General features: G+C 75.1%; 11 protein-coding genes. 8 read left to right on the top strand and 3 right to left on the bottom strand.

Annotation, left to right across the window (positions count from 1 at the left end; all coding sequences use genetic code 11):
• Positions 1-44: 44 nt before the first annotated feature.
• The 4 genes from CV755_RS06210 to CV755_RS06195 are packed head-to-tail and all read left to right on the top strand — an operon-like array spanning position 45 to position 9,239.
• Positions 45-7,256 carry an SDR family NAD(P)-dependent oxidoreductase gene (locus CV755_RS06210; protein ID WP_109279147.1) on the top strand — a complete coding sequence of 2,404 codons (7,212 nt, stop codon included), beginning with the start codon at positions 45-47 and terminating at the stop codon, positions 7,254-7,256.
• Positions 7,253-7,450 (top strand): MbtH family protein, encoded by a 198-nt coding sequence (locus CV755_RS34065; protein ID WP_153068590.1) that lies wholly within the window; start codon positions 7,253-7,255, stop codon positions 7,448-7,450. Before CV755_RS06210 ends, CV755_RS34065 begins: the two co-directional genes overlap by 4 nt.
• Entirely contained in the window at positions 7,447-8,475 is a 1,029-nt protein-coding gene (locus CV755_RS06200; RefSeq protein ID WP_109279146.1) for an NAD-dependent epimerase/dehydratase family protein, read from the top strand. The genes CV755_RS34065 and CV755_RS06200 overlap by 4 nt, the downstream gene beginning before the upstream one ends.
• On the top strand, positions 8,472-9,239 hold the full coding sequence (locus CV755_RS06195) for a thioesterase II family protein (protein ID WP_241561006.1): 768 nt from the start codon (positions 8,472-8,474) through the stop codon (positions 9,237-9,239). Before CV755_RS06200 ends, CV755_RS06195 begins: the two co-directional genes overlap by 4 nt.
• Here CV755_RS06195 and CV755_RS06190 read toward each other — a convergent pair.
• From CV755_RS06190 to CV755_RS06180, 3 genes are read right to left on the bottom strand one after another with little or no spacing between them, the layout of a single operon-like run.
• Positions 9,202-9,909 carry a 4'-phosphopantetheinyl transferase superfamily protein gene (locus CV755_RS06190; protein ID WP_241561005.1) on the bottom strand — a complete coding sequence of 236 codons (708 nt, stop codon included), beginning with the start codon at positions 9,907-9,909 and terminating at the stop codon, positions 9,202-9,204. The genes CV755_RS06195 and CV755_RS06190 overlap by 38 nt on opposite strands.
• Entirely contained in the window at positions 9,902-11,389 is a 1,488-nt protein-coding gene (locus CV755_RS06185) for a class I adenylate-forming enzyme family protein (RefSeq protein WP_109279144.1), read from the bottom strand. Before CV755_RS06185 ends, CV755_RS06190 begins: the two co-directional genes overlap by 8 nt.
• Complete coding sequence (locus tag CV755_RS06180; RefSeq protein WP_109279143.1) at positions 11,389-11,628, bottom strand: acyl carrier protein; 240 nt, start codon at positions 11,626-11,628, stop codon at positions 11,389-11,391. Before CV755_RS06180 ends, CV755_RS06185 begins: the two co-directional genes overlap by 1 nt.
• A gap of 214 nt (positions 11,629-11,842) precedes the next feature.
• On the opposite strand from CV755_RS06180, the gene paaA reads away from it, so the two are divergent.
• The 4 genes from paaA to paaD are packed head-to-tail and all read left to right on the top strand — an operon-like array spanning position 11,843 to position 14,385.
• Positions 11,843-12,859 carry a 1,2-phenylacetyl-CoA epoxidase subunit PaaA gene (gene paaA, locus CV755_RS06175; RefSeq protein ID WP_109279142.1) on the top strand — a complete coding sequence of 339 codons (1,017 nt, stop codon included), beginning with the start codon at positions 11,843-11,845 and terminating at the stop codon, positions 12,857-12,859.
• The gene (paaB, locus tag CV755_RS06170) at positions 12,856-13,149 is read left to right on the top strand and encodes a 1,2-phenylacetyl-CoA epoxidase subunit PaaB (protein WP_109279141.1); all 294 of its coding nucleotides are present in this window, start codon (positions 12,856-12,858) and stop codon (positions 13,147-13,149) included. The genes paaA and paaB overlap by 4 nt, the downstream gene beginning before the upstream one ends.
• Positions 13,136-13,891, top strand: coding sequence for a 1,2-phenylacetyl-CoA epoxidase subunit PaaC (gene paaC, locus CV755_RS06165; protein ID WP_241561004.1), 756 nt, complete (start codon positions 13,136-13,138; stop codon positions 13,889-13,891). The genes paaB and paaC overlap by 14 nt, the downstream gene beginning before the upstream one ends.
• Positions 13,888-14,385: a 1,2-phenylacetyl-CoA epoxidase subunit PaaD gene (gene paaD, locus CV755_RS06160; protein WP_193553361.1), complete on the top strand. Its 498-nt coding sequence runs from the start codon at positions 13,888-13,890 to the stop codon at positions 14,383-14,385. The genes paaC and paaD overlap by 4 nt, the downstream gene beginning before the upstream one ends.
• The last annotated feature ends 2 nt before the right edge of the window (positions 14,386-14,387 follow it).

The following is a 14,387-nucleotide window of genomic DNA, read 5'->3' as shown; positions in this document are numbered from 1 at the left end:
GCGCACCCCCGCACCGTCCTCCGCCCCGTCCAGGAGTCCCTCGCATGCCAACCCCCGTAGGCCGTCTGGCGTTTCCCGCGTCCCTGGCCCAGGAACAGATGTGGTTCCTTCAGCAACTCGCCCCGGACAACCCGTACTACAACGTCCCGCTCTCCTTCCGCCTCACCGGTGACCTCGACCGGGACGCGCTGGCGCAGGCCGTCGCGGACCTGGTGGACCGGCATGAGCCGCTGCGGACCGTCTTCGCCGATTCCGGGGACGGGCTGGAGCAGATCGTCCTGGAGCGGGCGGAGGTGCCGCTGACCGTGACCGAGGTGCCGGGCGGTGCGGCGGACGAGGCCGCATTGCGCGCCGCGCTCCTGCGCCCGGCCCGGCGCCCCTTCGATCTGTCGGCCGAAGTCCCGGTCCGCGCCGAGCTGTTGCGGCTGGCCGAGCGGGACCATGTGCTGGTGCTGTGCATCCATCACATCGTGGTGGACGGCTGGTCGATGGGCATCCTCTCCCGCGAACTGGGCCTCGCCTACGCCGCCCGGTGCGCGGGCCGGGCGCCCCGACTGCCGGAGCTTTCCATCCAGTACGCCGACTGGTCCGAGTGGCGCCGCGAACAGGACGCCACCGACGGGGCCGTGGAGCGGGCCCTGGCCTACTGGCGGGACCGGCTCGGCGGTGACCTGCCGGTGCTCGCCCTGCCCACCGACCGGCCGCGCACCGGCCGGCGCTCCTATACGGGCGCCCAGTTGTCCGTCACCCTGCCCGCCGCGCTGACCTCGGCGCTGCGCGCCTTCTGCCGGGAGCAGGGGGTGACGCTCTACACGGCGCTGCTCGCCGGGTACGCGGCCTTCCTCTCCCGGCACTCCGGCGGCCGGGACGTGATCGTCGGCACGCCCTTCGCCAACCGGGAGGACCCGCAGACCCAGGACCTGGTCGGCTACTTCGCCGGGGTGCTGCCGCTGCGCGTCCCGCTGGACGGCGAGCCGGACTTCCTCACCCTGGTCCGCCGCGCCCATGACACGGTGCTGGGGGCGCGGGCGCATGACCGGGTGCGGCTGGAACAGATCGTCGCCGAGATCGCGCCCGAGCGCGAGGGCGGGCGCGGCACGCTCACCGAGGCGGTGTTCGCCCTCCAGGACTTCGCGATGCCGGCCCCCGAACTGCCGGGCCTGACCGCCCGCCCGCTGCTGGTCGAGGCGGATTCCACCCGGCATGACCTGGAGTTCCATGTCCAGGACGGCGGGGAGTCGCTGGGCGTGCTGGTCGTCTACAGCACCGACCTGTTCGACGCGCCGACGGTACGCCGGCTGACGGGCCGCTGGATCCGGCTCCTGGAGTCGGCCATGGCCGCACCCCAACTGCCCGTCAACGCCCTGGAGATGCTCACCGGCGAGGAGCGCACGGCGCTGACCGAGCGCCTCCGGCTGGCCGCCCGCCCCGAACCCCGGCCACTGGCGGACCGCCTGGCGGCCCTCGCCGCCGAACGCCCCTCCGATGCCGCCGTCACCGACCCGCAAACCTCCCTTTCGTGGCGGCAGTTGAGCGACCATTCCGCCGCTCTGGCCGCGCGGCTGGCCGCCGCCGGTGTGGGCCCCGGCAGCCGGCTGGCCCTCGCCGCCGGACCGGACGCGGCCGGTGTGACCGCCCTGCTGGCGTCCCTGCGCACCGGCGCTGCCGTCGTCCCCCTGGACCCGGCCGATCCCCCGGCCCGCAATCGCGACCTGATCCGCCGCTCCGGCGCCCACGCGGTACTGACGGACGCGGACGGGGCATGGGGCGCGCCCCGCATCCCCCTCACCGGCCCGGAGCCGGCGGCCACCGAGGAGCCGCCGTCCCGGGCGGGCACCCTGATCGAGTGGTCCGACCACGGCCCCCTGACGGTGGACGCCACCGCCCTGGCCGCCCAGACCACCCTGCTGGCCGAGGCGGCGGATCTCGCACCCGGCACCCCAACGGCCCTTATGGCACCGCCCGGTTCCCCGGCCTTCGTCCGGGGCGCCCTGGCGGCTTTGACGGCGGGCGCCGGGCTGCTGCTGGGGGGTGGACAGGCGCCCGTCACTCTCACGGCGGACACGCCGGCGGACGGCGCGGCGCCGTTGCCCGCCGGCGTCGCGGGAACGGCCATTGGCCGGACCGTTGTGCTTGCCCCGCCCTCCCCCGTGGCAACGGCCGCGCACCAGCGGGTCGCGCTGGCGCCCGGGCTCGGTCCGTACGCGCTGGCCGCCGCGGGGCGGGCGGAGTTCGCGCCGCTGGTGCCGCTGTGTGTGCTGAACGAGAGCCGCGGGGCCGCCCCCTGGGGCGTGTCCGGGGAGTTGTGGGCGGCGCCGGGGCATGGCCGGGTCGCCGGGTTGCCGGAGTGCAAGGATCCGTTCGAGGCGGGGGTGTTGCTGCACCCGGTGGGCCGTGGCGGAGCCGCCGTTCCCGGTGGGGGGTTCACCGTCGGGGACGGCGGCGAGGGTGCGGTGCTGGGCGGGCAGTGGGTGGAACCCGCCTGTGTGGAACGGGCGTTGCTGGGGCTGGAGGCGGTGCGCGAGTGCCATGTCGAGTTCCGCCGCACCCTGGCCGGTGAACTGGCGGCAATGGCCTATGTGGTTCCGTCCGGCGAGCTGGACCCGGCCCGGCCGGCGGTGGCCGCGGGCGAGGCGCTGCCCGTGGGGGCGCCGCCGGTGCGCATGGTGCCCGTCTCCGTGCTGCCGCGCACCGGCGACGGGGCGGTGGATCTCGCCGCCCTGCGCCGGCTGCCGGTGCTGGACGAGGAGCTGGCCGCCGCCTGGGAGCGGCACCTGGTGGAGAGCGGCGAGGCGGCGGCCGGGCGGGTCGCGGTGGTGGTCTCCCCCGCCGCGCCGCCCGCGCCGGAGCGGCTGCACCTCGGCACGGGGGTGGCGGCGGGCGGGACCGCCGCGCCGGACGCCGCCCCGGCAGTGGCCGGGGAACCGGCCGGCGACCCGGCGCGTCCGCTTTCGCTGAGCACCGGGCCCGCGCTGCGCGCGCTGGAGGTGCCCGATCTCGCGGCCGCGCTGCGCCGTACCGCCGCCGGTGACGGGGACCTGCTCCACCTGGGGGCCGATGGTTCGGAGGACCGGCAGAGCTATGCCCGGCTCGCCGAGGACGCCTCCCGGGTGCTGGGCGGGCTGCGCCGGCTGGGCGCCCGGCCCGGCGACAAGGTGATCCTGCAACTGCCCGGCACCCGGGACTATGTGTCCGGCTTCTGGGCCTGTGTGATCGGCGGTTTCGCCGCCGTCCCGCTCGCCGCCCCGCCCGGCGGCTATGCGGTGGACAGCGCCCAGGCCACCCGCCTCGCCGACGCCTGGCGGACGCTGGGCGAGCCCTGGGTCCTGGCCCCGGCGGCCGCCGGGGCGGGCATCACCGGCCTGCTCTCCCGGGGCGGGGGGCCCGCCCCCCGGGTGGCCGCGATCGACGAACTGCTGTCCGGGGATCCGGACTTGAACTGGCACCAGCCGTCCCCCGACGACCTCGTCCTGCTGCTGCTCACCTCCGGCAGCACCGGCCGCCCCAAGGCCGTGGAGCAGCGGCACCGCAATATCCTCACCCAGGTCGCCGCGGTGCATCAGCAGCATGGGATCACCCCGGCCGACCGGTCCTTCAACTGGATGCCGCTGGACCACGTCGGCGGCGTGATCATGACGCATATGCGGGACCTGGTCGCCGGGGCCTCACAGGTCATCGCGCCCCCCGGCTGGGTTCTGGAGGACCCGCTGCGCTGGCTGGACGCCATCGACCGCTACCGGGCCACCACCACCTGGGCCCCCAACTTCGCCTATGGCCTGGTGGGCGAGCGGCTGGCGGAGGAACCGGCCCGCGGCTGGGACCTGTCCTGTCTGCGGCTGGCCCTCAACGGCGGGGAGGCCGTGGTGCCCCGGGTGGTGCGCCGCTTCCTGAGCGCGCTGGCCCCCCATGGCCTGCCCGGCACCGCCGTACACGCGGCCTGGGGCATGTCGGAGACCTGCTCCTGCGAGGCCAGCAAGGCGCTGACCCTTGCCGACAGCAGCGACGAGGACACCTTCGTCAGCTGCGGCCGCCCGCTGCCCGGCTTCGCGATCCGGGTGACCGGCGAGGACGGCCGGCCGCTGCCGGAGGGCGGCACCGGCCGGCTCCAGGTGCGCGGCGCCGCGGTCACCGACGGCTACCACGACAACCCGGAGAAGAACGCCGAGTCCTTCACCGAGGACGGCTGGTTCGACACCGGCGACCTGGCCTTCCTGCGCGACGGCGAGCTCTATCTGGCCGGGCGCGGCAAGGACGTCATCATCGTCAACGGCGCCAATCTGCCCGCCCATGAGGTGGAGGCGCTGGTGGAGGACAACACGGCGGTGGAGCGGTCCTTCACCGCCGCCGTCGCGGCCCGCTTCCCCGGCGACACCACCGACCGGCTGGCCGTCTTCTGCTGCCCGCAGCCCGGCGCCGACCGGCGGCGGCTCGCCCTGGACATCATCGGCCAGGTCACCCGGGGAACGGGCACCGCGCCCTCGCTGGTGCTGCTGGTGGACCCCGCCGACATCCCCAAGACGGAGATCGGCAAGATCCAGCGCACCGCCCTCCAACAGGCCCTGGCCGAGGGCCGGTTCGACGAGGCGGTGCGCCGTACGGACCTGCTGCTGGGCAATGAGCGCACCCTCGGCAACTGGTTCCACCGCCCGGTGTGGCGGCCCGCGGAGCTTCCGCGCACCCCGGCCGCCGTGACGGACCGCGCCCATACCGTGGTGCTGGCGGACCGGGGCGGCGCCGTGGCGGGCGCCTTCGCCGCGCTGGTCCGCGCCGCGGGCGGCCGGTGCACGGTGCTGGACCGGCACCCGGCCGGGGGCGAGGCGCTGGAGGACGAGGCCCTGGAGAACGCCGACCGCATCGTGGATATGCGGCTTTTGGGCAGCCCCGGGCAGCCGCCGGAGCCGCTCACCGAACTGACCTCGCTGCTGCGGGCGCAGTCCGCGGCCCGCGCGGACGGCGGCCGCCCGCTGGTGCTCGATGTGGTGGCCACCGGCGGACGGGCCGGACTGGGCACGGCCCCGGACCCGGCACGGGCCGCCGCCGTGCCGGTGCTCAAGAGCGCCGTACAGGAACTGCCCTGGCTGACCGGCCGGTGGATCGACGCCGTCCCGGAGCAGGCCCCGGAGCGGACCGCCCGGCTGCTGTGGGCGGAGTGCAGCGCGCCGGTCACCGACCAGGACATCGCCTACCGGGACGGCGTACGCCAGGTGCTGCGCCTGGAGCAACTCGCCTCCCCGGAAGGGGAGTCGGTGCTGCGCACCGGGGGTCACTATCTGCTCACCGGCGGCCTGGGCGGGCTGGCGGTGGACACCGCCCGGCATCTGCTCACCGGGTACGGGGCGGCCGTCACCCTGGTCGGCCGTACCCGCCCGGAGGACGACCCGGAGCGTGCGGCATCGCTGCGGGAGCTGCAAGCCCTGGGCGACGTACGGTACTTGGCCGCCGATGTCACCGACCGGGCGGCCGTCCGGCGGGTGCTGCGGCAGGCGGGCGAGGAACACGGCGGAGCGCTCGACGGGGTACTGCACCTGGCCGGGGTCCTGGAGGAACTCCCGCTGGCCGAGGCGGATTCCGGGCACTGGGGGCGGGTGCTGGCCGCCAAGACCACCGGCGCCGCGCACCTGCTGGCGGAGCTGGCGGACCGGCCCGGCACCCTGTTTGTCGCCTACTCCTCGGTCAACGGCCACTTCGGTGGCGCGGGCGCCGCCGCCTACTCGGCCGCCAACGCCCGTCTGGACGCCCTTACCGCGGGCCGCAGGGCGGCCGGACTGCCTGCCGTCAGCATCGCCTGGAGCATGTGGGACGAGCGGGGCATGAGCCGTGGCTACGCCCTCAAACCGCTGACCCGGGCCCGTGGTTATCTCTCGCTCGGTCCCCGGGAGGCGGTGCGCTCGCTGGACGTCGCCCTGCGGCACGGCGCACCGTATGTGCTGGTGGGCCTGGACGGCACCATGCCCTGGGTGGGCTCCCAACTCATCGGCGCCGCCCACCCGTTGCGGCGCCTGACGGCCCATCTGGTGCCGGCCGGGCCGGGGCGCGGTACGGGCGACGGCCCGGCGGACGCCTTCGGCACCCCCGTCCCGTGCGACCGGATCCCCGTGACGGAGCTGCCGCTCACCCCGGAGGGCACCCCCGACCGGGACCGGCTCCGCCGCAGTGCCGGGGCCCCGGCCCCCGACGGGCGGCGGGACGAGCCCCCGCGCCCCGGCACCGAACGGGCGCTGGCCGGGCTGTGGTGCGAGGTACTGGACGTGGACCGGGTGGGCCGGCAGGACAACTTCTTCGACCTGGGCGGGCGTTCGCTGCTGGCCACCCGGCTGGTCAGCCGGATGCGCACCGCTCTGGGCCGGGAGGTCGGCGTGGCCGCGCTCTTCGAGCACCCCACCGTCGCCGCCCTCGCCGCCCATCTGGACGGCTCCGGCCCGGCCGCGGACCCCTTCGCCCCCCATCTGCCGCTGCGCACCGGCGGCGAAGCCCCGCCACTGTTCTGCTTCCACCCCGGCGGCGGCATCTCCTGGCCGTTCGCCCCGCTGCTCGCCCACCTGGACCCGCGGATCCCGGTCCATGGCATCCAGGCCCGCGGGCTCACCGACCCGGCGCGGATGCCCGCCACCATCGAGGAGATGGCCGACGACTACGCCCGCCGGCTGCGCACCCTGCACCCGGGCGGGCCCTACGCCCTGCTGGGCTGGTCGCTGGGCGGCTTTGTCGCCCATGCGGTGGCCGGGCGCCTGCAGAGGGCGGGCGAGGAGGTCCGGCTGCTGGCCGTACTGGACGCGTTCCCGCTCCGTACGGACGACCTGGCGGCCCTGCCCGACCCCGGCGAGCTGGAGGGCATTCTGCTCGGTCTGCTGCTGGACGGGGCCGGGGTGGCACCGGCGGAAGGCCCCGTGGACCGGGCCGCCGCCGTGGCGGCGCTGCGCGGCAGCGGAAGCGCGCTGGCAGGCATCGACGAGGCCACGCTGGGGCGCATGGTGGATGTGATGCGGCACAACACCGGCCTGGTGGTGGGCCATACGCCCGGCCGCTTCGACGGAGACCTGCTCACCTTCACGGCCCGCCGCAGCCACCCCGCGGACGCCCCGCCCCCGGCGGAGCGCTGGCGCCCGTATCTGACCGGCACCGTGACCGATCACCTCCTGGACTGCGTCCACCAGGAGATCCTGCGCCCGGAGCACCTCCCCCGGATCGCCCGGGCGCTCAACGCCCGGCTCGTCCCCATGGAACGCACGCAACCCCTGGAAGGAACCCCCGCGTGACATCCACCAGTCCCTTCGACAACGAGAACCTGAGCTTCCGCGCTCTGGTCAACGACCATGGCCAGCACTGCCTTTGGCCGGACTTCGTCCCCGTACCGGCGGGCTGGCGCACCGTGCACGGCCCGGCCGGGCGTGCCGCGTGTCTGCGCCATATCGCATCCCACTCCCAGCCCGCCCCGGAGGCCGTGGCATGAAACTCCTGATCATCGGCGGTACGGCCTTTGTGGGCCGTGCCCTCGCCACCGAGGCGCTCGCCGCCGGACACACCGTCACCACCTTCAACCGCGGCCGCACCGGGGCGGATGTCCCCGGTGTGGAGGCGGTGCGCGGTGACCGCACCGCGGCGGCCGATCTGGCCGCCCTGGTCGCGGACCGGCACTGGGACGCCGTGGTGGACACCTGCGGCTATGTCCCCCGGGTCGTCGGCGCCTCGGCCGCCGCGCTGTCCGGGCACGCCGGCACCTATCTCTTTGTCTCCAGCGTCGCCGCCTATCTGCGCAAGGGGCCCTTCGATCCGCTGGACGGCGATGAGACCGCGCCGCTGCACCCCTGCCCCGCCGACGCGGGCCCCGACGCCGGGCACTACGGCATGCTCAAGGCGGGCTGTGAGCGCGCCGTCGAAGAGCTCTTCACCGGCAGGGTGCACCTGCTGCGCCCCGGCGCGGTCGTCGGCCCGTACGAGGACACCGGGCTGAGCGCCTACTGGCTGCGCCGGTTCGCCGGGGGCGGGCCGGTGCTGGCGCCCGGCCGTCCCGATGCCCCGCTGCCGCTGGTGGACGCCCGGGATCTGGCCCGGTTCGCCCTGGCGCTGGCGGCCCGGGGCACCGAGGGCGGCGCCTGGAATGTGGCCGGGCCGCGCGGCCTGGACTACGGTGCCTGGCTGGCGGCCTGCGCGGCGGCGGCCGGCGGCCCCCAACCGGTGTGGGTTCCGGACGAGTTCCTGCTCGCCCGGGGCGTACGGCCGTGGCTGGACCTGCCGTTGTGGGCGCCGGGCGCGAGCCCGGAGCGCTCGGTGTGGGGCTTCTCCACCGAGCGGGCCCGGGCGGCGGGGCTGGTGTGCCGGCCGGCCGGGGAGACCGCCGCCGACACCTGGCGGTGGCTGGAGCCCCTGGCGGACGTCCCCCAGCGGCCCGACCAGCCCGCCCCGGCCCTGACCAGACAGGCCGAACTGAGCGTCCTGGAAGCCTGGTCGAAGGAAGAGGGAAAGCAGCCGCAGTGAGCACCACCGACCTGATCATCCGTCCCCGGCCCGTTGCCCGCCCGGCCCTGCGGCTGTTCGTGCTGCACCACGCGGGCGGCTCGCACATCCCCTTCCGCCCCTGGGCCAGTCTGCTGCCCGCGGACTGGGAGCTCTGTCTGATCGAGGCCCCGGGGCGGGGCGCCCGGCCCGGCCCCCTGGCGGAGACGGCCGCCGGTCTGGCGCGGGTCTTCCTCGACGACCTCCGCCCGTACACCGACGAGCCCTACGCGCTCTTCGGGCACAGCATGGGCGCCATCGTCGCCTATGAGCTCACCCAGGCCCTCAACGACCACGGCCTGCCGCTGCCCCGCTGGCTGGGCGTCTCCGCCATCAGCCCGCCGGAGCACCATCCGCGTGCCACCACCCGCCATGACCTGCCCGCGGCCCAACTGCGGGAGGCGGTACTGGCGATGGGCGGCACCCCACGGGAGGTGCTGGAGGACCCGGAGCTCTGGGCGATGATCGAGCCGGCCATCCGCTCCGATCTGCGCCTGGCCGAGTGCTGGCGGCCCCGCTCCGGCACCGGGCCGCTCCCGGTGCCGCTGACCGCCTTCGCCGCGGACGCCGACCCCAATGGGCCCGCGGACCTGATGGCCACCTGGGCGGCCTGCACCACACGCTATCTGGGCTGCCATGTCCTGCCGGGCGACCACTTCTACTTCCTGGCGGACCCGGCGGCGCTGGTGGGGCGCATCGTCGAGGCGGTCACCGAGGCGGAGCGGACCGGCGCCCGGCTGCCCTGACCGGCAGGCCGTCGCCGGGGCGCCCCGCCGCGGCGACGGCGACCCAGCTGAACACCCCATGGTCGCCGGCCCGGTGCACCCGTACCGGCACCGCGGACCCCGGCAGTCCCCTGGGCCACACCAAAAAGCCGTGCTGGACGGGCCGGGCGGCCAGGCCCAGCAGCGTGGTGGGCGCCCGGCCCGCCGGCAGCAGGGCGCCGAACGCCTTGAACGCCGCCTCCTTGGCGGAGAAGGCGGCATGCAGAACGGACGCCGACCCCTCCGCCCAGGCACGTTCGTCCTCGCCCAGCACCAGGTGCGCGGCCGCCAACGGCAGCCCGCGCAGCTCCAGATCGCAGCCCAGGGCGCGAAAGCGGCGGGTGCCGGCGGCCAGTGCGACGGCCAGGCCGCCGGAGTGGGTGAGGGAACCGGCCGCCCCGGCGGGCAGTCGCGGGCGGCGCCCGGTGGCATAGAGGATCTCGCCCGCCGGGCATCCAGCGGCGGCCAGCGCCTGGCGCAACGCCCGCCGCCCGGCCAGGAATTCACGGCGGCGGAACGGCAACATCGCCTGGGCCAGCCGCCGTTCACCCGGGCCCGCCGGTTCCCCGGTGGTGGCGTGGGCGAGCGCGATGCCCTGCTCCGCCAGCAGCGGACGCAGGGCATCGAGCGCGGCCACCACGCTCTCAGGCACGCAGCAGCTTTTTGACGATCTTTCCGGCCGGGTTGCGGGGCACCCGGTCGATGAACTCCACCCGCCGGGGCCGTTTGTAGGGCGCCAGATGCTCGGCCAGGTGGCGCAGCAGCTCGGCCTGGCCGAGCTCCTGGGGTTCCCCGGCGGCCACCACATAGGCCAGCGGGACCTCGCCGTAGTCGGCGTCCGGCACCCCGATCACGGCCGCGTCGCTCACCCCGGGGTGCGCGCACAACACCCGCTCGATCTCCGAGGGGTAGACATTCTGCCCGGCCCGGATGATCAGGTCCTTGCTGCGGTCCACCAGGTGGATGCGCCCCTCGTGGTCCAGGAACCCCAGGTCGCCGGTGCGTATCCAGCCGTCCACGGTGATCTCCGCGGTGGCCCGCTCATCGTTCCAGTAGCCGCGCATCACCCCCGGCCCCCGGACACACACCTCGCCCACGGCTCCGGGCTCCGCCTCCTGGTTGCGGGCGTCCAGGACCCGGACGGACATCCCGGGGATGACCCGGCCGCTGGGAATCACCTCCGGCACCTCCCCGGGCGCCGGGTGCTCCTCGGGGCCCAGGGTGACAAAGGGGCCGCCGACCTCCGTCATCCCGTACACCTGGCGGAAGCCGCAGCCCAGCCGCTGGGCGGCCTCGGTGTAGAGGGCGGCCGGCATGGGCGCGGCGCCGTAGAGCACCTCGCGCAGGGACGAAAGGTCGGTGCTCGCCGCGGACTTGGCCTGGAGCATAAAGCGCAGCATCTGCGGGACCAGCCAGATGTGGGTGGCCCGGTGGGTCTCGATCGCGGACAGCGCGGTCTGCGGCTTGAAGCCGGGCATCAGCACAACGGTGGCCCCGGCGGCCATATAGGTCAGCGAGACCACCATGCTGCCGTGGTACAGCGGGCAGCAGTTGACCAGCACCATGCCGTCGGCGGGCCGGGCCACCGCCAGCCAGCCCAGGGCGATGGCCCGGAAGGAGGCATGGTCCACGGTGACGCCCTTGGCCCGGCCGGTGGTCGCCGAGGTGTGCAGGATGGCGGCCGGGGTGTCGTCGGGGAGATCCGGCAGGACCGGGAGGTCCTCGGCGGCATTCTCGCCGAGGGCGGCGAACTCCGGGCCGTCCAGGGCGACTTGGAGCCGTACCGGCAGGTCCGGGTGGCGGGCCAGCAGGGCCGTCTCGCCGAGCACCGCAGCGGCGCCGGTGCGGGAGACGATCCCGGTCACCTCGGCCGGGGTGAGGCTGTGGTTGAGCGGGACGAACAGCGCGCCCAGCCGGGCCAGCGCGAAGTACGTCTCCATGACCTCCACCCGGTCCAGGGAAAGGACGGCCACCCGGTCACCCCGGCGGATGCCCAGCCCGGCGAGGCCCCGGGCCAGCGCCACGGTCCGCCGGTGGAACTCCGCCCAGGTGACCGAGCGGTGCTCGTCCACCAGGGCCGTTCGGCCGGGAAAGCACTGGCGGTTGCGGTCCGCCAGCTGGGTCAGCCACATCAGGCACCGCCCGCGCCGCCGCGGCCCGCCACAAAGCGCTCATAGTCGGCGATGGTGGTCAGCTGCTCCATGTCCTCGGCGGTGACCTCCACCCCGGTGCGCTGCTCGATGAGCAGGACCAGGCGCACCAGGTCGCCGGAGTCGATGCCGCTGGCGCTGAGGTCGGCGTCGTCCCCGATGCTGTCGGCGAACTCCGGCGTTCCGGTCAGTTCGACGAGCATCTCCCGTACGGTACTCATGCGTTGCCCTTGCCCTTCGACTGCGGTGGGAGGGCGGACGCCCTTGGATGTGCGCCGCCCACCCCGTACAGAGACACCTGTTCCGCCCCGCACTCCCCGCCCCCGGCGTGGCCTTCGTCACAGGGGCGGCCGCCGTCCGGAGGGATTGCGGGCGCAGCCCCGGCACTCCTCCCTCCATGAAGCCCGCAGGCAAAACCCGCGGACAAAACCCGTGATGGATGACGAGGGAGTGGTCCGGTTGGACGCCGAGTACGACGAGGCGCGCCTCAGCGCACACTTCGAGGCGCTCCTGGCCGCCGGCGAGCGGATCGAGCCGCGGGACTGGATGCCCGAGGGCTACCGGCGGATGCTGCTGCGCCAGATCGCCCAGCACGCCCACTCCGAGATCATCGGGATGCAGCCGGAGGGCGCCTGGCTGACCCGCGCCCCCACCCTGCACCGCAAGGCCGTGCTGCTGGCCAAGGTGCAGGACGAGGCCGGTCATGGGCTGTATCTGTACGCGGCGGCCGAGACCCTGGGCGTCAGCCGGGCCGAGCTGCTGGACGCCCTGCACAGCGGCCACCAGCGCTATGCGGCCACCTTCAACCACCCGGCACTGACCTGGGCCGACGCGGGGGCCATCGCCTGGCTGACGGATGGCGCGGCGGTGGTCAACCAGGTGCCGCTGTGCCAGACCTCCTACGGCCCGTACGCCCGCGCCATGCGGCGGGTGTGCCAGGAGGAGGCGTTCCATGTCCGCCAGGGCTATGACATGCTCCACGCGCTCTGCCAGGGCACGCCCCAGCAGAAGGAGATGGCCCAGGACGCCGTCAACCGGTGGTGGCTGCCGGCGGTGGCCCTGATGTTCGGGCCGCCGGACACCGTGGCGGGCGGGGCGGACGCCCGGACTGCGGCGATGGGCGCGGCGGTCACCCGGCGGTCCATGGCCTGGGGCATCAAGCGGCACACCAATGACGAGCTGCGGCAGCGCTTTGTGGACCAGGTGGTGCCCCAGGCGGAGCGGCTGGGCCTGACCCTGCCCGACCCGGGGATCCGCTGGAACGAGGAGCGGGGCCACTATGACTTCGGCCCCATCGACTGGCGGGTGTTCCGGGACTCCCTCGGCGACGGTTCGCTGGTGGCCCGGCAGCGGCTGGCCCACCGGGTGGCGGCGCATGAGGACGGCGCCTGGGTGCGCGAGGCCGTGGACGCCCATGCGGCGGGCGGCGGCGACTGGCGGGAGGCGGCATGACCCGGCGGATCCGGACGCCCTGGGAGGTCTTCATCCGGCCCCGGCGCGGCCTGTCCCACCAGCATGTGGGCTCGGTGCACGGCGCCGACGCCGAGATGGCGCTGGCCAACGCCCGGGATCTGTACGCCCGGCGCGGCGACCCGGTGTCCATCTGGGTGGTGCCCTCGGAGGCGGTCCGCGCCTCCTCCCCCGCCGAGAAGGACCCGCTGTTCGCCAACGCGGCCGACAAGCCCTACCGCTATCCGGAGTTCTTTGTGACCCTCCATGAGGACGGCGATGAGCAGCACTGACACCGCCGCCTACGCCCTGCGGCTGGGCGATGACGCGCTGGTGCTCGCCCAGCGGCTGTGTGCCTGGGTGACCCGGGCGCCCACCATCGAGGAGGACCTGGCGCTGTCCAATATCGCCCTGGACCTCATCGGGCACGCCCGTACCCTGCTGGCGCACAGCGGTGCCCTGGACGGCACCGGGCGCACCGAGGACCAGCTGGCCTATCTGCGCACCGAGCGGGAGTTCCGCAATGCGCTGCTGCTGGAGCTGCCCAATGGCGACTTCGCGGTGACCCTCGCCCGGCAGCTGGCGTACTCGCTCTACGCCCGGCTGCTGTACGGGGAGTTGGCAGCGTCGGCCGACGAGGTACTGGCCGGCTTCGCCGTCCGGGCGGCCAAGGAGGTGGAGTACCACGCGATGCACGCCACCGGGTGGACGGTGCGGCTGGCCCGGGGCACCGCGGAGAGCCGCCGCCGGATGCGGGCCGGGCTGGAGACGGTCTGGCCCTACACCGGCGAGCTGTTCGAGGAGGACGCCCTGACCCGGCGGCTGGCCGCGGCCGGCACCGGGGTCAACCCCGCCGGTATCCGGGAGAGCTGGGAGAAGGCGGTGACGGCTGTGCTGGCGGACGCCGAACTGGCCGTGCCCGCCCCGTCCTGGCAGGCGTCCGGCGGCCGGGAGGGGCTGCACACCGAGGCCTTCGGGGCCCTGGTGGCCGAACTCCAGTCGGTGCACCGGCAGTTCCCCGGGGGCACCTGGTGACCGCCCCGGCCCCGCTGCCGCCCGAGGAGGTCCTGGCCCGGGTGAGCACCGTGCCCGACCCGGAGCTGCCCATGGTCACCCTGGCCGATCTGGGGGTGGTCCGCGCGGTGGAGCGGGCGGCGGACGGCGCCCTGGAGGTGGTCATCACCCCGACCTTCCTGGGCTGTCCGGCGATGCCGGCGATCGAGCGGGCGCTGCGCGAGGTGCTGGCCGCCTGCGGCCATCCCCAGGGGCGCGTCCGCCAGGTGCTGGCGCCCGCCTGGACCTCGGACTGGATCAGCGCCGAGGGCCGCCGCAAGCTCGCCGGGCATGGCATCGTGCCCCCGGGCCCGGCCTCCGCCCCGCTGCCCGTCCGGCTCGGCCTGGGACTGCCCTGCCCGCACTGCGGCTCGGTCGCCACCTGGCCGCAGAGCCCGTTCGGCGCCACCCGCTGCCAGGCGGTGCTGGTGTGCACCGCCTGCCAGGAGACCTTTGCGCATCTGAAGGCGATGTGAGT

It is taken from the genome of Streptomyces orinoci (genome assembly GCF_003121295.1).
GTDB classification, from domain to species: Bacteria; Actinomycetota; Actinomycetes; order Streptomycetales; family Streptomycetaceae; genus Streptomyces; species Streptomyces orinoci.
Note: the sequence above shows the minus strand (reverse complement) of the source record. Positions and strands in the feature narration are given on the sequence as shown.

Bases quoted from the DNA above. Each gene is read 5' to 3' on its own strand.
- CV755_RS06210 (WP_109279147.1), top strand. From the start codon at position 45: ATGCCAACCCCCGTAGGCCGTCTGGCGTTTCCCGCGTCCCTGGCCCAG.
- CV755_RS06200 (WP_109279146.1), top strand. From the start codon at position 7,447: ATGAAACTCCTGATCATCGGCGGTACGGCCTTTGTGGGCCGTGCCCTC.
- CV755_RS06185 (WP_109279144.1), bottom strand. From the start codon at position 11,389: ATGTGGCTGACCCAGCTGGCGGACCGCAACCGCCAGTGCTTTCCCGGC.
- CV755_RS06180 (WP_109279143.1), bottom strand. From the start codon at position 11,628: ATGAGTACCGTACGGGAGATGCTCGTCGAACTGACCGGAACGCCGGAG.
- paaA (WP_109279142.1), top strand. From the start codon at position 11,843: ATGGATGACGAGGGAGTGGTCCGGTTGGACGCCGAGTACGACGAGGCG.
- paaB (WP_109279141.1), top strand. From the start codon at position 12,856: ATGACCCGGCGGATCCGGACGCCCTGGGAGGTCTTCATCCGGCCCCGG.
- paaC (WP_241561004.1), top strand. From the start codon at position 13,136: ATGAGCAGCACTGACACCGCCGCCTACGCCCTGCGGCTGGGCGATGAC.